The sequence below is a fragment of the Nonomuraea sp. NPDC002799 genome (assembly GCF_053592075.1).
The window spans coordinates 32,289-51,994 of sequence record NZ_JBSFVA010000006.1 but is presented as its reverse complement, the minus strand read 5'-3'; the positions used below and the strand labels follow the sequence as shown (position 1 = coordinate 51,994).

18 protein-coding genes and 2 pseudogenes are annotated in these 19,706 nt (G+C 70.1%); 7 read left to right on the top strand and 13 right to left on the bottom strand.

Going from position 1 to position 19,706, the window contains the following annotated elements; all coding sequences use genetic code 11:
• Positions 1-7 precede the first annotated feature (7 nt).
• Positions 8-610, bottom strand: a complete 603-nt coding sequence (locus ACWD0F_RS13710; protein WP_449875115.1) for a DinB family protein — start codon at positions 608-610, stop codon at positions 8-10.
• Positions 611-738: 128 nt separating this feature from the next.
• Here ACWD0F_RS13710 and ACWD0F_RS13705 point away from each other — a divergent pair, with 128 nt between their 5' ends.
• The 4 genes from ACWD0F_RS13705 (at position 739) to ACWD0F_RS13690 (ending at position 5,494) form a co-directional block, all read left to right on the top strand.
• Entirely contained in the window at positions 739-1,260 is a 522-nt protein-coding gene (locus ACWD0F_RS13705) for a histidine phosphatase family protein (protein ID WP_449875113.1), read from the top strand.
• A 127-nt stretch (positions 1,261-1,387) separates the two neighbouring features.
• A complete protein-coding gene (lanL, locus tag ACWD0F_RS13700) occupies positions 1,388-3,976 on the top strand; it encodes a class IV lanthionine synthetase LanL (protein ID WP_449875111.1) in 2,589 nt (862 codons plus the stop codon).
• Between the two features lie 33 nt (positions 3,977-4,009).
• Positions 4,010-4,162 carry a hypothetical protein gene (locus ACWD0F_RS13695; RefSeq protein WP_449875109.1) on the top strand — a complete coding sequence of 51 codons (153 nt, stop codon included), beginning with the start codon at positions 4,010-4,012 and terminating at the stop codon, positions 4,160-4,162.
• Positions 4,163-4,294: 132 nt separating this feature from the next.
• A complete protein-coding gene (locus tag ACWD0F_RS13690; RefSeq protein ID WP_449875107.1) occupies positions 4,295-5,494 on the top strand; it encodes a lanthionine synthetase C family protein in 1,200 nt (399 codons plus the stop codon).
• A 19-nt stretch (positions 5,495-5,513) separates the two neighbouring features.
• Here ACWD0F_RS13690 and ACWD0F_RS13685 read toward each other — a convergent pair whose 3' ends face one another.
• Both ACWD0F_RS13685 and ACWD0F_RS13680 read right to left on the bottom strand, forming a co-directional pair.
• The gene (locus ACWD0F_RS13685; RefSeq protein WP_449875105.1) at positions 5,514-6,614 is read right to left on the bottom strand and encodes an NADH:flavin oxidoreductase/NADH oxidase; all 1,101 of its coding nucleotides are present in this window, start codon (positions 6,612-6,614) and stop codon (positions 5,514-5,516) included.
• Positions 6,615-6,761: 147 nt separating this feature from the next.
• Positions 6,762-7,331: a hypothetical protein gene (locus tag ACWD0F_RS13680; RefSeq protein ID WP_449875103.1), complete on the bottom strand. Its 570-nt coding sequence runs from the start codon at positions 7,329-7,331 to the stop codon at positions 6,762-6,764.
• A gap of 62 nt (positions 7,332-7,393) precedes the next feature.
• Between ACWD0F_RS13680 and ACWD0F_RS13675 the strand changes: the two genes are divergently transcribed.
• Positions 7,394-8,809: a hypothetical protein gene (locus tag ACWD0F_RS13675; protein WP_449875101.1), complete on the top strand. Its 1,416-nt coding sequence runs from the start codon at positions 7,394-7,396 to the stop codon at positions 8,807-8,809.
• A gap of 81 nt (positions 8,810-8,890) precedes the next feature.
• Here ACWD0F_RS13675 and ACWD0F_RS13670 read toward each other — a convergent pair whose 3' ends face one another.
• From ACWD0F_RS13670 to rox, 5 genes are all read right to left on the bottom strand, one after another.
• On the bottom strand, positions 8,891-9,568 hold the full coding sequence (locus ACWD0F_RS13670) for a tetratricopeptide repeat protein (protein WP_449875099.1): 678 nt from the start codon (positions 9,566-9,568) through the stop codon (positions 8,891-8,893).
• Positions 9,569-9,643: 75 nt separating this feature from the next.
• On the bottom strand, positions 9,644-10,819 hold the full coding sequence (locus ACWD0F_RS13665; RefSeq protein WP_449875097.1) for an MFS transporter: 1,176 nt from the start codon (positions 10,817-10,819) through the stop codon (positions 9,644-9,646).
• Positions 10,820-11,130: 311 nt separating this feature from the next.
• Positions 11,131-11,325 carry a helix-turn-helix transcriptional regulator gene (locus ACWD0F_RS13660; protein ID WP_449875095.1) on the bottom strand — a complete coding sequence of 65 codons (195 nt, stop codon included), beginning with the start codon at positions 11,323-11,325 and terminating at the stop codon, positions 11,131-11,133.
• Positions 11,322-11,741 carry a hypothetical protein gene (locus ACWD0F_RS13655; RefSeq protein WP_449875094.1) on the bottom strand — a complete coding sequence of 140 codons (420 nt, stop codon included), beginning with the start codon at positions 11,739-11,741 and terminating at the stop codon, positions 11,322-11,324. Before ACWD0F_RS13655 ends, ACWD0F_RS13660 begins: the two co-directional genes overlap by 4 nt.
• Before the next feature lie 147 nt (positions 11,742-11,888).
• Positions 11,889-13,358: a rifampin monooxygenase gene (rox, locus tag ACWD0F_RS13650; RefSeq protein ID WP_449875092.1), complete on the bottom strand. Its 1,470-nt coding sequence runs from the start codon at positions 13,356-13,358 to the stop codon at positions 11,889-11,891.
• Between the two features lie 248 nt (positions 13,359-13,606).
• Between rox and ACWD0F_RS13645 the strand changes: the two are divergent.
• A pseudogene (locus tag ACWD0F_RS13645) lies at positions 13,607-14,017 on the top strand (AfsR/SARP family transcriptional regulator); the annotation flags it as partial.
• Between the two features lie 295 nt (positions 14,018-14,312).
• Here the strand turns inward: ACWD0F_RS13645 and ACWD0F_RS13640 are convergent.
• From ACWD0F_RS13640 to ACWD0F_RS13620, 5 genes and pseudogenes are all read right to left on the bottom strand, one after another.
• Entirely contained in the window at positions 14,313-15,638 is a 1,326-nt protein-coding gene (locus ACWD0F_RS13640) for an MFS transporter (RefSeq protein ID WP_449875090.1), read from the bottom strand.
• Between the two features lie 132 nt (positions 15,639-15,770).
• Positions 15,771-16,577, bottom strand: a complete 807-nt coding sequence (locus tag ACWD0F_RS13635; RefSeq protein WP_449875088.1) for an SDR family NAD(P)-dependent oxidoreductase — start codon at positions 16,575-16,577, stop codon at positions 15,771-15,773.
• Positions 16,578-16,611: 34 nt separating this feature from the next.
• Positions 16,612-17,175 (bottom strand): annotated as a pseudogene (locus tag ACWD0F_RS13630) (aldo/keto reductase).
• 80 nt (positions 17,176-17,255) lie between these two features.
• Positions 17,256-17,399, bottom strand: a complete 144-nt coding sequence (locus tag ACWD0F_RS13625; RefSeq protein WP_449875086.1) for a hypothetical protein — start codon at positions 17,397-17,399, stop codon at positions 17,256-17,258.
• 20 nt (positions 17,400-17,419) lie between these two features.
• On the bottom strand, positions 17,420-18,277 hold the full coding sequence (locus tag ACWD0F_RS13620; RefSeq protein WP_449875085.1) for an MBL fold metallo-hydrolase: 858 nt from the start codon (positions 18,275-18,277) through the stop codon (positions 17,420-17,422).
• 112 nt (positions 18,278-18,389) lie between these two features.
• Between ACWD0F_RS13620 and ACWD0F_RS13615 the strand changes: the two genes are divergently transcribed.
• Entirely contained in the window at positions 18,390-19,310 is a 921-nt protein-coding gene (locus tag ACWD0F_RS13615; protein WP_449875084.1) for a LysR family transcriptional regulator, read from the top strand.
• The last annotated feature ends 396 nt before the right edge of the window (positions 19,311-19,706 follow it).

Below are 19,706 nucleotides of genomic sequence, written 5' to 3'. Positions count from 1 at the left end.
CCTCGCTTCAAGTGCGGGGTCCGGGCTGGCCGGCGGCCTGAGCCGCCTGCTCCAGCCGGGTGTGACGGTCTTCCCACCAGGTCTGGTCGCCCGGCGCCAGATTGTGGTTGTCCTGCCGCAGCCCGGCGGCGCCGTCGAGCAGCTCCCGAACGATGTCGGCATGCCCGGCGTGCCGGTTGGTCTCGGAGATCACGTGCACCAGGATCCGGTGCAGCGTCACCCGGCGCCTCTCCTCCGGCCACCACGGCACCTCACCGATCGCGTCCAGCCCGAGCGCGTCGATCGTCGCGTCGGAGTGCGCCCAGGCGCGGTGGTAGAGCCCGACGATCTGCTCGCGCGACTCGTCGGCGGCCGCCCACAGGTCGGCGTCCACTTCGGCGTCGTCCGCTATCCACGGCAGTGGCTCGGCGAACGGCCGTCCGAAGACGTCGCCGAAGTAGCCTGCCTCCACGGTGGCGACGTGTTTGATCAGCCCCAGCAGGTTGGTGCCGGTAGGTGTGCGCGGCCGGCGGATGTCGTACTCCGAGAGACCGTTGAGCTTCCACAGCAGGGCTTCGCGAGCCACCTGCAGATAGTGGCGAAGATCAGACTTCGGTTCCCATTCGGCCATGCCGACATCTTGGCAGCTGACTCTGACAAGAAAGCACCGTGGTCACAGGACGATCCCGATGATCGGACGGGATACCGTCACCCGTCTCCGCTGATGCCTCGTGCTCGCGGCGCTCTACAATTCCGCAGATGTTGCTCTTGGTCCGCCACGCCATGCCCGCGTACGGACCGACGGTCCCGGCGCACGAATGGACGCTCAGCACCGAGGGGCGGCAGGCGGCCCGGCGGCTGATCGCCCATCTGCCCGAAGACGCCCGCTTCGTCGCCAGCGACGAGCCGAAGGCCTGGCAGACTCTGAGCGGCGGCGACGCGGTCACGCGTGATCCACGGTTCAATGAGGTCGTTCGCGTGGAGCCGTGGGAGGGCAACTTCCGCGAGCTGCGGCGCGCCTACGTGGAAGGCGTGGATCACGCCGGCTGGGAGCCGCGAGCCGAGGTCGCCGAGCGCTTCGACGCCGGGATCGCCGATCATCTCGCGCTCTCCGGCGGGCGCCCGCTCGTGGTGGCGACCCATGGCATGGCGATGACCGTGTGGATGAGGGCACGGCTGGGCCTGCACGGTCCCGGCGACTTCTGGGCAGACCTCCGCTTTCCTGATGCGCATCTCGTCGATCTGGAGTTGGGCACCGTCGAGCGAGCCTTCGTCCGCTGAGCATGAGGGAGCCCCGTCCCTGACCGGCTTTTGACACAGTTCTTGAGAAACTGCGCAGGTGGCGGCCACTCCGCTACCCGGCTATCCTCCAATGGTGACCGCGAGTTACCAATCGATTACCCATCGCTTGCTGTCGGAGAGCCCCAGCCCCGGGTGGACACTGCGCGACGGCGAGACCTGGTGCATGGTCACCCCGCCGCGTCACACCCGCCGGGAGCAGGGCTGGAAGTTGCACCTGTCGGCGACCCCGCCGTCCGCGCCGCACGTCCTTGAGCGCGCGGCGCGAGTCCTGGTCACACACGGGTGCGCCTTCAAATTCGCGGTCTCGCCTGAGGTCACCGCAGATCTCGTCTCCGCCCGAGCCCCGCGTGGTCACTCAGGCAAGTTCCTCACCGCGTATCCGGCCGACGACGAGCAGTTGCGCACGCTCGCCGGGCTGCTGCACGAGGCCACGCTCGGCCTGGCCGGGCCCGCGATCCTCTCCGATCGGCGCTACCGGCCCGGCAGTCTCGTCCATTATCGCTACGGGGGCTTCGCGTCCGTGCGCCGCCTCAACGACGAGGGACTGTACGAGGGGGTGCTGCGGGCCCCGGACGGGACGTTCGTCGTGGACGAGCGCAACCCGTGGTTCTCGCCCCCGCCCTGGGCCCGGCTGCCGTTCGAGCCGCCCGTGACCGCCGGATCCGGGCGGCGGCGCGGCGATCCGGTGGTCCTGGCCGGCCGCTATCACGTCGAGGAGGCCATCCGCCATGCCAACCGCGGCGGCATCTACCGGGCGCGGGACCGGCACACCGGCGAGGACGTGCTGATCAAGGAGGCCCGGCCGCACGTGGGCGCCGACGTGTCCGGCCGGGACGCCCGGCACTGGTTGCGGCACGAGGGCGGCGTCCTGGCGCGGCTCGCACCGCTGGGCATCACTCCGGCGGTGCGCGAGGTGTTCGAGGAAGCCGGGCATGTCTTCCTCGTACAGGACCTGATCCCCGGAACGACCCTGGCACGGTGGTGTGCCGAGCGGCTGGCGCGCGACGGCGTCCCGATCCCGGCTCCGGTCGCCTGCCGGCTCGCCCGCGAACTCACCCGGCTGATCGGCGCGACCCACGCCGCCGGGTTCGTGCTGCGCGACCTCAAGCCCGGCAACGTCATGGTCACGCCCGACGACGCGCCCGTCCTGATCGACTTGGAATGTGCGATCCGCGTCGGCGAGCGCGCCCCCGTGGTGGGCACCCGCGGGTTCACCGCACCGGAATACCTCGACCACCCCGACGGGGCAGCCCCGCCCGCGCCCGGCCCGGCGGTGGACTGCTACAGCCTGGGGGCCACCCTCCTGCACGTGGCCGGCGGCCTCATCCCCCAGCTCGCCGCGGATTCCCCCGCCCGGCGCGGCGCCGGCGAGCGCATCGCGGCGCTCGTGGACACCGCCGCCCCCGCCGCGCCCGCGCTGCGCGCCCTCGCTCCCCTCATCCTGGGCCTGACCGCCGACCTTCCGGGCCGCTGGACGATCGAAGAGGCCGCCGGCTTCCTGTTCAGGGAGCCCGGCGTCACCGCTCCCGTGACCGCCGGCCCGGCGCTGACCCGCGACACCCGACGGCGGCTGATCGACGACGGCCTGGAGCACCTGGCCGCGACCATCACCCCGGGCGGCGAACACCTGTGGCCACGCCCCCGCTCGGCCCCGCCCGGCGACCCGTGCGCCATCCAGCTGGGCGCGGCCGGCGTGCTGGCCGTCCTCGACCGAGCCGTGCGCTGCGGCCGGCACACCGCCGAACCCACCCTGCGCACCGCGGCCCACTGGCTGGACCGCCGGCTGGCCGACCCCGACCGAGTCCTGCCCGGCCTGTACTTCGGCCGCTCCGGCACCGTCTGGGCGCTGCATGACGCCGCCCGCACCCTCGGCGACGACGAACTGGCCGGCTCGGCACGCCGCTACGCCTTGAGCATCCCGCTCGACGGCACCGGCCCCGACATCTGCCACGGCCTCGCCGGGGCCGGCCTGGCCCAACTGCACCTGTGGCACGCCACCGGCGAGACGTGCTTCGCCGAACGCGTCTCCCACTGCGCCGACCGGCTCCTGCACCTGACCGGCGCCGGTGGGTCCGGCCGCGGCGCGGCGTTCGCCTCCATGCCGTACGGATTCGCGCACGGCACCGCAGGAAAGGCCGCCTTCCTGCTGGCCGCGGGCCGTGCCCTGGACCGCGCGGACCTCGTCGAGGTCGCCACCGAGGCCGGGCACGTCCTCTGCACGGCCGCCCGCGTCAGCGGCGACGCCGCCGACTGGCCCAAGGAGCCCGGAGAGGCCGAACGCACCGGTGTGAACTTCTGGTGTCACGGCGCCTCCGGCATCGGCACGTTCCTGATCCGGTTGTGGCGCGCCACCGGCGAGCCGCGCTTTCGCGAGTACGCCGAACGCGCCGCGCACGCCGTCCACCGCGACCGCGCCCGGCTGGGCCCGAGCACCTGCCACGGGGCGGCGGGCAACGGCGAACTCCTGCTCGACATGGCCGACGCCACCGGCGAGAGCCGCTACCGCGATTGGGCCGCGCAGACCGCCGCCTGCCTGCGCGCCCGTGCCACCGTGCGTGAGGGGCGGCTGCTGATCCCCGACGACACTCTGCGCGAGGTCAGCGCGGCCTACAACGTCGGCCTGGCCGGCGTCCTGGATTTCCTGCTGCGACTCGAACACGGCGGGAACCGCGCCTGGCTGGTCGACACCGACTGACCGCCGGGCACCACAAGAAGAGGAGACACCACCATGGACAGCCACATCCTCGAACTCCAGGAACTGCCCGAAACCGACGCGCAAGCGCTGGAGCCCATGATGTGCTGCGACACCGACCACACCTCGGGCCAGTGCACCGATCCGCCACGCTGCGCGGACCGCGAGCCCGACGCCGCGCCGGCGTAGCACGAACGCGGTGTGCGGCCGCCCCTGGTGGCCGCACACCCCCGGCATAACCCGAACACGGTGCGCGACCACCCCGGGTGGCCGCGCACCCTTCCCGAGCAACGGAGACCTTCGGTGGGGCAGTGGAGCGCGGTGCTTCCCCCAGACACCGCCACCGCGGCCCTCGACCTGGTCGCCACCCTGGCCGGGCAGCCGCGCCCAACCCCCGCGTGCGTGCGGCCCGACCTGGAGGCAGGCGGCCCGGGACTCGCCCTGGCCTACCACCACCTCGACCTGAGCCTGCCAGGACACGGCTGGGACGCCCCGGCCCGCGGCTACCTCGCCGCCTCGGCCGCCGGAGCCCGTCGCCTGCCGAGCTCCTTCCCTGGCCTGTTCGGCGGCTCCGGCGGCCTCGCCTTCGCCGCCTGGACCCTCACCGGAGACCCGGACGTGCTGCCCACCGTCCACGACACCCTGCTGCGGGAGACCACCGCACGGGCCCACGCCCTCGGCAACCACCCCGGCGGCGTGCCCGTACGCACCTTCGACCTCGTCTCCGGGCTCACCGGCACCGGCGCCTACCTGCTGTGCCGCCGGCACGAACCGGCGACCCGGCACACCCTGTGCGCCGTCCTGGCCACCCTGGTGGGCCTGTGCGGCGAACACACCGGCACACCCCGCTGGCACACCCCCGCAGCAGAGATCCGGCACGTCCCGACACGCCAGGACTTCCCCCACGGGCTCCTGGACTGCAGCCTGGCCCACGGCGTCGCCGGCCCGCTCGCCCTGCTCTCCCTCGCCCGCTCCGCCGGCCTCGTCGTCCCCGGGCAGACCCAGGCCATCACCCGCACGGCCCACTGGCTCGCCGCGCAACGCCTCGACGACGAACACGGGCCCCACTGGTCCGGGCAGATCGCCCCTCCCGGCCGCCCCGCCCCCACCCGTCCCCGGGTCGTCCGCTCCTCCTGGTGCATCGGCACCCCTGGTATCGCCAGGTCCCTGTGGCTCGCCGCGGTCGCACTCGACGATCCCGCCCTGCGCGACCTCGCGGTGCAGGCCGTCAAGGCCGTCCACCGACGCACCACGACGCGCCACCTGGACCCCGGCGCCGCGGGCCTGTGTCACGGACTCGCGGGCCTGCTCCACGTCACCTCTCGCTTCGCCCATGACACCAAGGACCCGGAGCTCGCCCACGCCGCCGCCGAACTCACCGAAGGTTTTCTGTCGTCCGACGCTGCCGTGGTGGCCGCCCGGCCCGGATTCCTCGACGGTGCCGCCGGGGTGATCCTCGCGCTCCTGGCCGCCGCGACCGACACACCGCCGGCCTGGGACAGAGCCCTCCTCCTGGCATAGAACCCGACGCCGAGCCGGGTCAGGCGCGGTGGTACTGGACGGGGGCGCCGACCTGGCCCCCGAGCTCCTCTGCGGCCCGACGGGCCCAGGAGGGGTCGCGCAGGAGTTCGCGGCCCAGGAGGACGGCGTCCGCCTGGCCCGAGGTGATGATCTGCTGGGCTTGGGCAGGCTCCGTGATCATGCCGACGGCCGCGGCGGGCATTCCGGCTTCGTCGCGGACCTGCGCGGCGAAGGGCACCTGGTAACCGGGGCCGGCCTCGATCTTGGCGCCGGAGGCGATGCCGCCGGTGGAGACGTCCATCAGGTCCACGCCGCGGGCCTGGAGCTCCTTGGCGAGGCGGACGGTGTCGGCCGCCGTCCAGCCGTCGCGGTCATCCTCGGGGTTCTCGGTGAGCCAGTCGGTGGCGGAGACGCGGAAGAAGACCGGCAGCTCCTCGGGCCACACCGCGCGTACGGCGTCGACGACGTCCAGGGCGAAGCGGGTCCGGCCCTCGAACGAGCCGCCGTACTCGTCGGTGCGGTGGTTGCTGTGCGGGGAGAGGAACTGGTGAAGCAGGTAACCATGGGCGCCATGGAGCTCGGCGACCTCGAATCCGGCCTCGAGCGCGCGCCGGGCGGCGGCGGCGAACTCCTGGACGATCGCGCGGATGCGGTCCGCGTCGAGTTCCTCGGGCGTCGTCGACGCGGGAGCGAAGGGGATCGCGCTGGGGGCCAGCGGAGTCCAGCCGTACGGCTCGTCGGGGGTGATCGCGCGCCCGCCGTCGACCCAGGTGCGCTCGGTGGACGCCTTGCGTCCGGCATGGGCGAGCTGGATGGCGGGAACGGTGCCCTGCGACTTCAGGAACGCCGTGATGCGCTGGAACGCGGCTACCTGGGTGTCGTTCCAGATGCCGAGGTCATAAGGGGAGATCCGGCCCTCGGGGCTGACAGCGGTGGCCTCGGTGACGATCAGGCCGGTCCCCCCGGAGGCGCGCGCGGCGAGGTGGGCGAAGTGCCAGTCCGTCGCGGCGCCCACCCTCTCCCCCTCCGGCTCTGCGCTGTACTGGCACATCGCCGCCATCCAGATCCGGTTGGGGATGGTCAGCGACCTGAGGGGGAACGGGGTGAACAGGGAGGCCATGCGTGAACTCCTGGTACGCGCCTGAGGGGTAGCCGCCGGGCGAGAGGCGCGTCACCCGCACGCGGAAGAACTCTCACGATAATTGCATTCGCTGCCTATTTATTCCGTCGGTAACCAGCGCACGCAATCATGCAGGGACGGCCAACCTCAGGATGATCTCGACCTCGTACCGGCCCGCCTGCGCCGCATGGCCAGCCAGGCCGCGGCCGGATACGCGATCACTCCGCTGAAGATGATGAGGGCGAAGGCCCCGGCAAGCGATACGGGCAACAACGCTTCGGCGACCTGCCAGATGGCCGTCAGGAAAAGGGCGGCGAGTATCGCCACCGGCCAGGAGGGCCGTACGCGCAGGAGATGCAGCAGCGGCCAGGCGATCACGATCGCGACCCAACGCCCGGACTCCCACGTCTGGACGAGATGGCCAAGACATTCGGTGTATTCGCCGCATTGCGGGGATTGGGGAAAGAGCCTGGCCATCAAGGCCGCCCACGCCAGGAGAGCAACAGGCAGGATGATCCCCACCACGCCCGCCGTGGCGATCCGCCGGCCGGGTTGCGCGTGCGGCAAGGACGCGTCCGGCTGCACTTCGATCACTCGCGCATGGTGACACACGGGACGGTACCTGGCCATGGCGCGGGCAGCCGTCGCCGCCGGCGCGTTGCCCTGATCTTCAATGACTGCTTTCTCGGGGTTGGTCGATCGGTCACGTCCGATCATTAGGTCTGATACTTGCTCAAACCGCGCCTTCGCGGCCCATCCCCTCGACGGAGAGAACTCTGATGCGAGTTGTCCAATTGCTGACCACCTCGGCAGCGGTCGCCGCAACGGTGGCGGTGCTTGCCGCCCCGGCCATGGCGCAGGTCGACCAGGACCAAGCCGCTCACGGCCGGCAGATCCAGATCCGCCGCGACCATTCCGACGTACGCGTGCCTTTCGTGGTGAAGAGGTCCGGCGAAGCGCTCATCGACCTGAACGCCGCCGCGCCCGGCACGGACTGGGCCGTGAAGGGCGGCGAGTCGGCCGTCGTGTCGATCTACGTCGACAACCGCTACGCCACCGACCTCGTCGTCTCCGGTGACCAGCCGCAGCACCGGCAACTCGCTCTCGGCGGGGTCGAGGCAGGACCGCACAAACTGCGCCTGCACTTCGCCGGCGAACGATCCGCGGCGGGGAGCAGCTCCGTCCGGCTCGACGCGGTGAAGGTGACGACGTACACGCCAGGGAGCGCCGACTACCTGGCACTGCGCTACGCCCCGATCGTCCACGGCCGCAGCAACGCCGACCTGGGCACCCCTGACCAGAACGCGACGACCGACACGCCGCTCATCGCCTGGCACGAGTCCGGGCCCGGGACGGCGCCCGGCCGCACGAAGCTCACCTACTCCGTGGTGTGGAGCAACGAGGACGGCGGGACCAACACGCCGGCGCTGATGGCCCGCTGGGGCCGCACCACCGACATCGAGTGGATCTACGACGTGGAGGTGGACGAGCACGGCAACCGGGTCGCGGGCAGCGACACCTATCAGGCCGCCAACCACCAGACGCTGCACTTCTCCGGCAAGTACGAGGGCGACCACGCCCTCCTGGAGACCTGCACCAGCAACAACAACATGTGCGACCAAGTCACCGATCCGATGCGGTTCTTCCTGTCGGCGCTGCAGACGCGGCCGGCCGACCAGGCCCGCGAGTACATGATGGACACCAACGCCTGGACCTACCAGATCATGTCGAAGGAGATGATCAGGGAGGGCAAGATCGAGGCCGCGTCGGACACGACACCTGCCACGCCGGAGGTGAGCGACCAGCGCAACTATCTGTACGCGGTGATCAAGAAGACGACCGACCGGCCCAACACCGGGTCGTCCTGGGTGGGCGTCTCCATCGGCGTGCGGCTCAAGAGCGGTGCCACCGTCTACGTGTCCAACCACGTCGACCCCACCTGGTCCATCCAGCGGGACGACTCGGCCGCGACCACGGTGGAACTGCCGCCCGGCACGACGGCCGACGACATCGAGGAGATCACCGCCAACCGTGTCGTGGCCGGCACGGACAACGGCGCCGTGGTGCACGTCACCGGCATCAAGCGTGGCTTCTTCCTGGGACAGGACTATCTTCCCCAGCCGTCCTTCCTCTCCTGGAACGGTGATGTCACCATCGACGCGACCACGCCCTCAGCGGTGGTCTGGCGCCGCTGACACCCGCCGGTGAGCCGGATCCGCCGTCGTCCTTCCCCGTGGAAGGACGATGGCGGACGTTCGAGCGGCTCAGGGTGCCCTCTAAGCTTGGGCCGCGCCCTGATCGCCGGTCGGCGTCATGATCTGGGTACGCGCTTCCACGACCTGGCGCTTGATGCGTTCCGCCCCGCAGGCCTCGGCGGTGCCGTATGCCTCCTCCGCCAGCGCCAGCGCGTCGCCACGACGGTTTTGTGCGGCGGCGATGTAGATCAGCCCGACCTGATTGGCCGCGACACCGGCCAGCAGCCCGATCTCCCGGCGCAGCCGTACCGATTCCTCCAAGTGCTCCCGCGCAGCGTCCAACCGGCCCGCGGAATGCTCCGCGATCCCCAGATGCCGAAGCACCTCGGACTGGGTACGCCGGTCTCCAGCCTGCGCGGCCAAGTCGCATGCCTGCTCAAGAAGGGGGACGGCTGCACCGTTGTCACCCCGTACGACCTGGTGAAAGCAGCCCACCCAGAACAGCGACTCGGCTTCGCCGGTCGCATCGCCGAGCATCCGATACAGCTCCGCCGCCCGCTCGAACAAGGTCAGCTCAAGCGGATCCTCGCGCCGCTCTTCCAGAAACCGCGCGTGCATGACCCGGCCCCGGGCCAACGCAAGATCAGCCTCGACCTTGTCCAGCTCCCGGTCCGCCTCCGCCAGCACACCGACATCGCCGGCGTAGACAGCGCGCTCGTATAAAAGCCTGGCCTGCTCGATAGGCCCTTCAACACCCATCCCGTTCACCTCGTCCCAGTCCTCAGCGGTCTGATCCCGTCACGCTGTTGACGACACCGTACGCGGGGCGCCGGCTCAGCGGGATCTGGTGAGCGACCCCAGGGATACCGCCATGAGCAGAGCGGTCAGCCCGCCCCAGATCATCACGGTGGAGACCGAGAAGGAGTCCACGACGCGGCCTCCGAGGAACGCGCCGAGGGCGAAGGTCGCCTGGAAGGAGGAGGTGAAGACGACCGTGGCAGCTTCGGGCGTGTGCGGGGCCGCGGCGATGAACGATGCCTGCGAGAGGACGGGTACGCCTCCATAGGCCAGGCCCCAGACCACGAGCGACACCACGGCGCCGACGGTCGAGCCGCCTGCCGAGGGCAGCAGCAGGGTGGTGGCCGCGATCAGGCATCCGCAGGTCGCGAAAGCGGCTCGCAGGTGTGTGGCGGTGGCTTTGCCGGCCAGGAAGTTGCCGGCGATTCCGGCGACGCCGTACGCGAGCAGGACGGCGCTGACGGCTGCGGGAGACAGGCCGGTGACGTCCTGGAGGAACGGCGTGACGTAGGTGTAGGTGCCGAAGTGGGCCAAGACGATGAGGAAGGTGGCCAGCAGGGCGATGGTGGCACCTCGTGCGCGCAGCAGGTCGAGCAGGACGCGAGGGCTGGTGACCTGGTGGGCGGGCAGCGGCGGCAGCAGCATCAGCAGGGCGGCCAGGACCAGGATGGCCAGCACGGCCAGCACCAGGAAGGCGGTTCGCCAGCCGGCGAGGGTGCCGATATAGGTGCCGGCCGGCACGCCGAGCACGGAGCCCAGTGGCACGGCGGAGAAGATCACAGCGGTGGCGGCGCCTACGGCGCGCGGCGGCATCAGGCGGCCGGCCAGCCCGGCCCCGATCGACCAGAAGCCACCGATGGTGAGGCCGACCAGCACCCTGGAGATCAGCATGACCCAGTAGGAGGTCGCCACCGCGGCCAGCACGTCGGCGGCGGCGAGCACCGCCATGAAGACGCACAACATCACGCGGCGGTCCAGGCGCGCGGTGGTCAGTGTGACGACGGGTGCGGCGACCGCGGCGACGATGCCGGGCAGTGTCATGGTCAGCCCTGTGATGCCGTCGGAGATGCCGAAGTCGGCGCCGATGGCGGTCAGCAGGCCGATGGGCAGGATCTCGCTGGTGACGATGGCGAAGATGCCCAGCATGAGCGAGGTGACCGCGAGCCAGCCGATGAAAGGCGAGCGGGGCCGGGCGAGCGTGGTGGTAGACATGTTTCCCGTTCAGGCAGGTACGCGTGGCGTGCAGGCACCCAGCCAAGCGTGCTGAAGCAGCGGGCACTGGCGCCTTTCGGACGCGACCGACAAGCGGCCCACACGACCGCCGAGCCACGACCGGCAAGGGCCGCAAACGCTGAGCCACCCGCTGGAAGCCGCTCTGAACGCCGTGCCTGCAAGCGATGCTGAACGCTCCGACGACGATGACGCCGTGGCCGACAGCGGTGCCCCTGTCCTGGAACCGTCAAGCGTGGCACGATTCGTGACTACATCCCTGGTCGGCTCGTGCAGGCTACGCCCGAGGCGCTTCATTGATCGTCGAGAAAGAGCTCTTCGATCTTCAGGTTGAACACCTTGGCGAGACGGAAGGCGACGGGGAGGCTCGGGTCGAACTTCCCCGTCTCGATCGCGTTGATCGTCTGCCTGGACACGCCGACACGCTGAGCCAGGTCAGCCTGCGTCCAGGCGCGTTCGGCCCGAAAAGTCGTGATGCGGTTCTTCATCGGTACCTGATCTTGCCGACGAAGAAGGCGATCACGTAGGCGGCGCCCAGGAGTGCGGGGAGGACTGCGGTATCGACGTCGTAGACGACGAGGCCGGCGTTGTCCGCGACGACATAGGCGAATCCGCCGACCCACCCCACTCCAAGGGTGACCGCCAGCGCATCCTGCAGGATCTTCCGTTGCAACTCATCTTGTCCTCGGATGAAGCGCCCGTAGGCGACGATCCATCCGATGCCGGCGACAAGATTGACGGCAACCGCGGCCCAGCTCGCCACCGGTTGCCGCGAGTCCCACAAGAGCTCGGGACCGAACCTGGCCAAGGCGAGGGTCACCAGCCAGACCAGTGTCCAGAGCACAAGTCGAGCGGTTGTCTTGATCGAGTCCCGATAGGCCCCGGTCTCGTCGTGTGCTTGCACGGGTTGCCCTTCCTGCCGCGAGAAGTCAAGTACACTTGACACGATAGAGGCATCCGAGACGATGTCAAGTTCACTTGACATCGTCGCGGACGGCCCCGTTCCGGATGGCATGGGACCACCGCCGGTTCCGCCTGACAACAGGCGAAATCAGCCGGCGGGCTTGCCGAACCAGCGGGAGAGGTGGTCGGCCAGGTCCTGCTGATCGTCGCCGATCCAGGCGACGTGGCCGTCGGGGCGTAGCAGGACGCACGGAACATCCAGTTCCGCAGCGGGATCCGCGAGGTGATCGACCCGGTCTGACCAGCCGCCGACGGTCAGGCGTTCGGTGCGGTCCAGCAGCAGGCCGCGGCCGCGATGCAGCAGACCGTAGAGGCGGCCCTGTTTCACGTCGAGGTCGCGCAGGCGGCGGCCGAGCAGGTCGGGGCCCTCGCCGAAGTCGTAGCGGATGCCGATCGCGGTGATCTTCTCGATCAGATGGCGGTTCACCTCGTCGAAGTCCATCAGTTCGGTGAGCAGCCTGCGCACGGCCTGCGGGCCCGGCTCGGTGGACAGCAGTTCCGTCTGGGCGCGGGTGTTGTCCAGCACGTCCTCGGCGACCGGATGACGTTCGGCCTGGTAGGTGTCCAGCAGGGTTTCCGGCGCCCAGCCGCGGATCTGTGCGGCCAGTTTCCAGCCGAGGTTGAACGCGTCCTGAATCCCCAGGTTGAGACCCTGTCCGCCGATGGGCGGATGGATGTGTGCCGCATCGCCGGCCAGCAGCACCCGCCCGACCCGATAACGTTCGGCCAGCCGGGTGGCATCCCCGAAGCGGGACAACCAGCGCGGGGAGTGCACGCCGAAATCGGTTCCGGCGATGGTGCGCAACTGTTGCTGGAAATCTTCGAGGGTGGGCGGTTCCGCGCGGTCGCTGACTCCCGCGGCGGGGACTACGACGCTGTAGATTCCTTCGCCGAAGGGCCGGAGCCAGAATCGCTGATGGTTCTCCCGGATTTCGGCCACCTTGGCGGCGATCTCCTCCTGCGGCACGCCTGCTTCCATCTCGCCCATCAGCGTCTCGGTCCGTGCGGGCTCGCCGGGGAAGCCGACACCGAGCAGTTTGCGCACCGTACTGCGCCCGCCGTCACAGCCGACGAGATAGCGCGAACGCAGCCGTTCCCCGTCGGCCAGCTCGACGGTCACCCCCTCGTCGTCCTGCTCGAAACCGGCGACCGCGCAACCGCGCCGGACCTGCGCACCCCGTTCGGTCGCATGGTCTTCAAGCAGATGTTCGATGACCGGCTGCGGGATGCCCAGCAGGTAGGCGTACGCGGAATCCAGGCCCTTGGGCACGGGTGCGGGGATGGCGGCGAAGAAACCGCCGGCCGGACGCCGTCTTCCGTGCTGGACGATGCGATCCAGCAGTCCGCGCATCGCCAACAGCTCGAGACTGCGAACATGCAGGCTGACTATGCGGACGAACGACGCGGGCTCGGTTTCCTTCTCCAGAACGAGGACCCGTACATCGTGCAGCCGCAGTTCGGCGGCCAGCATCGCACCGGTCGGCCCGCACCCGGCAATGATCACATCGAACGTGAGGGGCACGCGACCGGCGCCGGCGGTGACCTGCTGAGAGTGCATAGGTGTTGCCTTTCGGGAGTGCCTGTTGGAGAGGCGCTCCCGGCGACACCTACGTCAATCGCCCGACCGTGGCAGGAAGGGGGAGCACCCACATCGATACAGCGTTCATGGGGCTCACCTCCTCGGGCGGTGTCACGATCAACTGCAAGCTACAAGCCCGAGCATCATCCCGTCCAATCCTTTCCAGGTACGTGATCACGACGCCGAACGGGCCCGTGCGGTTGCCGCGCGAATCCGGCGTGGCGGCCATGCACATCGGGGTTCTCGGGCCGGTCACGGTCTGGGACGATGCGGGAGAGGCGATCTCCCTTCCTGGCCTGAGGCATCGCGAGGTGCTGGCCCGGCTCGTGGCCGGATGGTGCCCGTCGATCTCCTCGCCGCCGATCTCTGGGAGGACCCTCCTGAGGGCGCCGTCTTCGTCGGAGCACTGCGCCGCGCGCTGGAGCCGGACCGTCCGCCCCGGACGCCGCCCCGGCTGATCGTCACCGCCGGGCCGGGATACGCGCTGCGGGCCGGCACGCAAGAGGTCGACGCATGGCGGTTCGCCGTGGGGACGGCCGGCGCGGGCACGTCTGACGGAGCTGCGGCTTCGCGCGGTGGAGCGGCGCGCCCAGGCGCTGCTTGACCTCGGTCGCTCCGCCGAGGCTGTTCCTGATCTCGCCGAGGACCCCAAGGCACCCTTCGCCGGCAAGGAGAGCGCCTGCCGCGCCGCCATCACCCTCCTGGACTCGCGGGCATGCCCGGCCTGAGCGAGGGCCTGCCCTCGCTCGCCCTGCTCGCCCTGCTCGCCCTGCGACTGCGCCACGGCCATGCGCCCGGCCTCGGAGGAACTGACGGGAGCGGCGAGCGGCCTGATCAGCCTCGGTCCGGTGGCTGGGATCCTCGCCGAACTCGCGGCGGTCCCGGGCCTCTAACCCGCCCCGTGCCCGGCCCCGTGAACCCATCTGAATGCAGTCATCTGCGGCGGAAGCCGCGCAGGGAGTTGACCAGCGCCGGGATCATCAGCGTTGCGGCGGTCACGAAGATGGGCGGCATCGCGTCCGCGAGCGCGGGATGCGCACCGTGTGCGGTGCAGATCGTCACCGCCACGGCCAGGCCCATGGCGGCGCCGATCTGTCCTGCGGACTGTACGATGCCTGCCGCGATTCCCATGCTCTTCCTGAGAATCGAGGCCAGCGCCGTCGCTTCACAGGTGATCCAGATGAAGGGCAGGCCCGCGCCAGTGAGGACGATGCCCGGTAGGAGATCGGTGAGATATCCGGTCCCCGGCGCGATGCCGCTGAGAAGGAGGAGACCGGCGGCGATGAGGGCGCAGCCGACGAGGTACGGCGGGCGCGGGCCGTACCGGGTGAGCAGGCGGCGGCAGGTGCGGCCGAGCAGCAGCACCGCCCCCACCATGGGCAGCAGTGCGAGCCCCGTCTCCTGCGGGCTGAAGGCCAGGGTCCGCTGGAGGTACAGGCTGCCGATGAAGACGACGGGGGCGGTGGCCGCTGAGACGAACAGCACGCCGAGGACGCCGGCGACCAGTCCGCGGTCACGCATCACGGCCATCGGGAACAGCGGGTGCCGGGAGCGGGCCTGGGTGGCCAGGAACAGCGCGCCGAGCAGGAGTGTCGCGGCCGACCCGAGATAGGTGGTCTGGTTCCAGCCGCGCTCGGGGATGTTCACCAGGGTGTGCACGAACGTGAACAGTCCGGCGATCAGGGTCAGCGTGCCAGGCAGGTCGATGCCGCCTGCTCTGGTCGCGCAGTCGGCGGGCAGGAGTCTGGGGGCGGCTGACAGCGCGATCGCGATGACGGGGAGGTTGAGGTAGAAGGCCCAGCGCCAGTCGAGGTGGTCGACGACCAGTCCGCCGAGCAGCACACCGGACACCGAGCCCGCACCCCCGATCGTCGCCCAGAGAGTCAGTGATCTGGCCCGTTCGGCAGGTGTCGTGACGGTGGTCATCACCATGGCCATCGCAGCGGGGACCAGCACCGCCGCCGCTACCGCCTGAACGGCTCTCGCCGTGATCAGCATGCTGCCCGAAGGTGCGGCGCCACAGGCGGCGGCCGCCAGGGCGAACCCGACGAGGGAGCCGAGGAACAGCCGTCTGGCGCCGACGATGTCCACGAGCTTGCCCCCGGGAATCTGCAGTCCGCCGAGGAGCAGCACGTAGACGTTGGTGACCCAGTGCACTCCGGTCATGGTCATGGCCAGGTCGCGCTGAAGGTCTGGCAGAGCCAGCGCGACGATTCCGGCATCGGCGTTGGCCAGGAAGGGCGCCAGCGCCAGGAGCACGATCAGGAGTCTCCGGCGGCCGGCTGTGCGGGTGGGCCCGGGCTGTGCCAGGCCTGAGGGGAGGAGGGCGGTCACGACGATCCAGGGGTCGGTGGTGGAGATGGGACTCCCGCCCGGGAGTCCCATCTGGGGTCAGAGTTCCTTGAGGAAGCCGGAGTCCACGGAGAAATCGGCGCCGGTCGTGCTGGCCGAACGCGGCGAGGCCAGCAGCGCCACCACGTCCGCGACCTCCTGCGGCTCGACGAGGCGGCCGGTGGTGAGATTCATCATCTCCGGCGCGATCTTGTCGATGACGGCGTCTCTGTCAGCACCCGCCTGGGCGGCGATGATGTCGGCCGCGCCGCCTTCTTCGGTCCACCAGGCGCTGCGGACGGGGCCGGGGGACACGGTGTTGACGCGGATGCCCTGCGGGCCGTACTCCTCGGACAGCGCCTTGGTGAGGTTGGTGAGCCCGGCCTTGGCCGCGTTGTAGTCGACGTTCATCGGGGCAGGTCGCCGTGCGTTCCCCGAAGAGATGTTGACGATCACACCGCCGCCTCTCGCGAGCATGAGCGGAATCGCCGCCCGGATCGCGCGGACGGCCGAGAACAGGTTGAACTCGAACATCGCCCGCCAGTCATCGTCGGTGGGAGTCAGAAACCCGAAACGGGGCAACTGGGTCCCGGGCGGCGGGCCGCCTGCGTTGTTGACCAGGATGTCCAGCCCGCCGAACACCTCGGCGGCGCGGGCTACTGCTTGGCCGGGACCTTCCGGGTCGGTGAGGTCGATCGCCGCGTGGACGAGGTTCGGGCCGGACAGCCCGTCGAGTTCGGGACTGGTGCGGCGCGAGACGGCAACCACCTGGGCCCCCTCCTGCAGCAACGTGCGGGTGGTGGCCAGGCCCACCCCCTTGGAGGCGCCGGTGACGAGTGCGATGCGGCCGGACAACTGCAAATCCATGATCATTATCCTTAGGGTTGAATCTGTTAACGGGTCAAATTTCCCGTTGATGGGCGGTAGTACGACTGGTCGCCCAGGCGAGCCGGGCGACCCGTTCGGGGGCGAGAGCCCAGCCGATCGCGCCGAGAATGTCGCGAAGCGGCTCCTTGTCGCGGGCGCCGATGATGACCGACGACACGGTGGGCCGGCCGAGCAGCCGGTTGAGTGCGATCTGCGGGACGGCATTACCGGTCTCGTCCGCGATTTCGTCGAGCACATCGACCACGGCGAACAGGTGCTCGTCGTCCACCGGCGGGCCGTATGAGGCGCTCTGGTGCAGACGGCTCTGAGCGGGCAGCGGCCGGCCACGACGGATCTTGCCGGTGAGCCTGCCCCAGCCGAGCGGGCTCCACACGAGCGCGCCGACGCCCTGGTCCAGGCCGAGAGACATCAGCTCCCGCTCATGATCTCGGCCCACGAGCGAGTGGGCGACGTAACGCGGGTGGCCTTAGCGCTCCGCGACCGCCGGCGACTTCATGAGCTGCCGGCCGGAGAAGTTGGAGACGCCGGCATAGCGCGGCCTGCCGTCGCGAACGAGGTCGTCGAGGGCGGACAGCACCGCTTCGACAGGCGTGCCCGCGTCGAAGGCGTGCGACTGGAACAGGTCAATGCGGCGCAGCGCATCCTCGACCACTTTGATCAGCCGCTACGGGAGGTCCCGGCGTCGCCGGGCCCGCCGCCCGTCGGCAAGCCGGCCTTGGTGGACAGCAGAACGTCGTCGCGGCGTCCCTTGATCGCCGCGGGGACCTTGAGGCCGGATGCGCCCAGCCGTCGGTATTCCATGAAATGACCCTTTCTGTGCTTCACGGTTGTGGCTGCCAGGTGGCGCCGTCGGCGTCCTGGCGTACGTGGCCGAACACCACGTCGGCGAAGTGCACGCCGAAGCCGAGGGTGTCCGGCCGCTGGAGCTCGGCCAGCAGCCAGTGGCGCTGGCGGGCCGAGACGGCGGGATCGTGATCGGAGCCCGACGACCATTCGGGGTGGCGGACCTGGACGGGGGAGTGCAGCGCGTCGCCGAACGCGAGCAGCCGCCGCCCTCCCGAACTGATGACGAACGTGGCGTGCCCCGCGGTGTGGCCGGGGGCGAGCCGTACCCGCACGCCCGGGAAGATCTCCTCCGCCTCGCGCACGAGCCGCAGCCGTGGCTTGAGCACGGAAAGCATCCGGTCTGTGACGCCGTGCGCCTCGGCGAGGTGGCGGTGCGCCCACTCCTGCTCGACCACCAGGAAGGCGGCGCCGGTGAACACCGGCGGGTCGACGCAGGCCCAGCCCAGGTGGTCGGCGTGCAGATGGGTGAACGCCACCGCCTGGATCTCGCCGGGCTTACGCCCGAGCCTGTCCAGGTTTTCCAGCAGTGCGCCCCCGTGGATGGCCCCGACCAGCGGGTGATCGGGATCCTCCGGTACGGCGCGCGGCCCGAACCCCGCGTCGATGAGGAGGGCCTGCCTGCCATGCTCGATCAGCAGCCCTCCGATACCGGCCACCAGGTGGCCGGTGTCGTTGAGATGGTCGGCATGCTCCACCCAGTCGCGCTCGGTGGCCGCGGGCAGCCAGCCGCGCGGCCTGAGCTGCACCACACCGTCGGGTACGTAACTGATCTCCAGCTCGCCGAGCCGGAGCGAGCGGATCCCCGACGGCCTGCGCAGCCGCCTGTCGATCATGGTGCCTCCTCGGTCGGTGTTCGTGGTCCCACCGTGACGAAAAGGACGTGCGGCAACAAGAACGACATATGTCATGATTCATTCGCAGAACTCATCGTTCGAGGTGGAGGGCATGGAACGGCACGAGATCGAGATCTTCCTGACCCTGGCCGAGGAGTTGCACTTCGGGCGTACGGCCGAGCGGGCAGGAGTGTCGCAGAGCCGGGTCAGCCAGACGGTCGCCAAGCTGGAGCGCCGCATCGGCGTCAAGCTGTTCGAACGCAACAGCCGCCGAGTGGCCCTGACCGCCATCGGGCAGCAGTTGCGGGACGGGATCGAACCGGCCCACCGCCGCATTCAGGAGGAGATCGCCAGGGCGACGGCGGCGGGGCGCGGCATCACGGGATTGTTGCGCGTCGGCTTTTCCGGTGCGTTCACCAGCAACCTCATCCTTCAGGCCGCCGAGGTCTTCTCGGCCCGCAATCCCGGCATCGAGCTGCAGATCCAGCAGGTGCCGATCTCTAATCCCTACGGCTCACTGCGCGCCGGCGACGTCGACCTGCAGGCCACCGAGCTGCCCATCGACGAGCCCGACCTGACCGTCGGCCCGGTCCTGATCTCCCAGCCTCGGGCGCTGCTCCTGCCCGCCGGCCACTCCTTCGCCCGCCACGCATCGATCAGCCTGGAGAACCTGGCCGAGATGACCCTGCTGACCGTCGGCGGAACCGTCCCCGACCACTGGCGCGAGCATCACTTCCCGCGCCAGACGCCCACGGGCAGGCCCATTCCCCAGGGCCAGGCCATCCTCTACTGGGAGGACGTGCTCTCGCTCGTACTCGCGGGCAAAGGCGTCTCCCCGGTCTCCGCCGTGGGTGCGCGCTACTACACGCAGCCCGGCCTCGCCTTCGTCCCCTTCCGTGACGCCCCGCCCATCGAGTACGCGCTCGTGTGGCCGAGTGCCCGCGAGACGGCCAAGGTGCGCGCCTTCGCGCAGTGCATCCATGAGTTCACCAGAAGTCTCGGCGGGCCCAACCGGGTCCTGGACGCGCTCTGAACCCTGTCGATAACCGTGGCTGATCGATCCTTCCGGCGTTCAGCCTTGTTGCGGCCACGCATGAGGGCCGACTTTTAAGGGGTCCGAAAACACAGGAAGGCCGACCATGACCACGCTCCAGGAGAGGGCTGCTGCCAGACCGGCGATGACCGGTCGGCAGAAGCTCACCCTCGTGCTCCTGCTCAGGCGCCGTGACCGTCACCGGCGGTCTCCTCGCGCTGGTCTTCGGCCTCACCGACGCCGCCGAACACGGCTGGAGCGACCAACGACGCTCGGGGCACTGGCGGTCGCAGTGGTCCTGCTGGTGGCGTTCTGGTTCGCGGAGAAACGGGCCGCCGCACCCCTGATGCCGCCGGGGCCAGGCAGAGTGTGGAGTCGCTCGGACAGGTCGAGGAG

Coding starts and splice junctions, on each gene's coding strand:
- ACWD0F_RS13710 (WP_449875115.1), bottom strand. CDS start 610: ATGGCCGAATGGGAACCGAAGTCTGATCTTCGCCACTATCTGCAGGTG.
- ACWD0F_RS13705 (WP_449875113.1), top strand. CDS start 739: ATGTTGCTCTTGGTCCGCCACGCCATGCCCGCGTACGGACCGACGGTC.
- ACWD0F_RS13695 (WP_449875109.1), top strand. CDS start 4,010: ATGGACAGCCACATCCTCGAACTCCAGGAACTGCCCGAAACCGACGCG.
- ACWD0F_RS13685 (WP_449875105.1), bottom strand. CDS start 6,614: ATGGCCTCCCTGTTCACCCCGTTCCCCCTCAGGTCGCTGACCATCCCC.
- ACWD0F_RS13680 (WP_449875103.1), bottom strand. CDS start 7,331: ATGATCGGACGTGACCGATCGACCAACCCCGAGAAAGCAGTCATTGAA.
- ACWD0F_RS13675 (WP_449875101.1), top strand. CDS start 7,394: ATGCGAGTTGTCCAATTGCTGACCACCTCGGCAGCGGTCGCCGCAACG.
- ACWD0F_RS13670 (WP_449875099.1), bottom strand. CDS start 9,568: ATGGGTGTTGAAGGGCCTATCGAGCAGGCCAGGCTTTTATACGAGCGC.
- ACWD0F_RS13665 (WP_449875097.1), bottom strand. CDS start 10,819: ATGTCTACCACCACGCTCGCCCGGCCCCGCTCGCCTTTCATCGGCTGG.
- ACWD0F_RS13660 (WP_449875095.1), bottom strand. CDS start 11,325: ATGAAGAACCGCATCACGACTTTTCGGGCCGAACGCGCCTGGACGCAG.
- rox (WP_449875092.1), bottom strand. CDS start 13,358: ATGCACTCTCAGCAGGTCACCGCCGGCGCCGGTCGCGTGCCCCTCACG.
- ACWD0F_RS13635 (WP_449875088.1), bottom strand. CDS start 16,577: ATGGATTTGCAGTTGTCCGGCCGCATCGCACTCGTCACCGGCGCCTCC.
- ACWD0F_RS13625 (WP_449875086.1), bottom strand. CDS start 17,399: ATGGAATACCGACGGCTGGGCGCATCCGGCCTCAAGGTCCCCGCGGCG.
- ACWD0F_RS13620 (WP_449875085.1), bottom strand. CDS start 18,277: ATGATCGACAGGCGGCTGCGCAGGCCGTCGGGGATCCGCTCGCTCCGG.
- ACWD0F_RS13615 (WP_449875084.1), top strand. CDS start 18,390: ATGGAACGGCACGAGATCGAGATCTTCCTGACCCTGGCCGAGGAGTTG.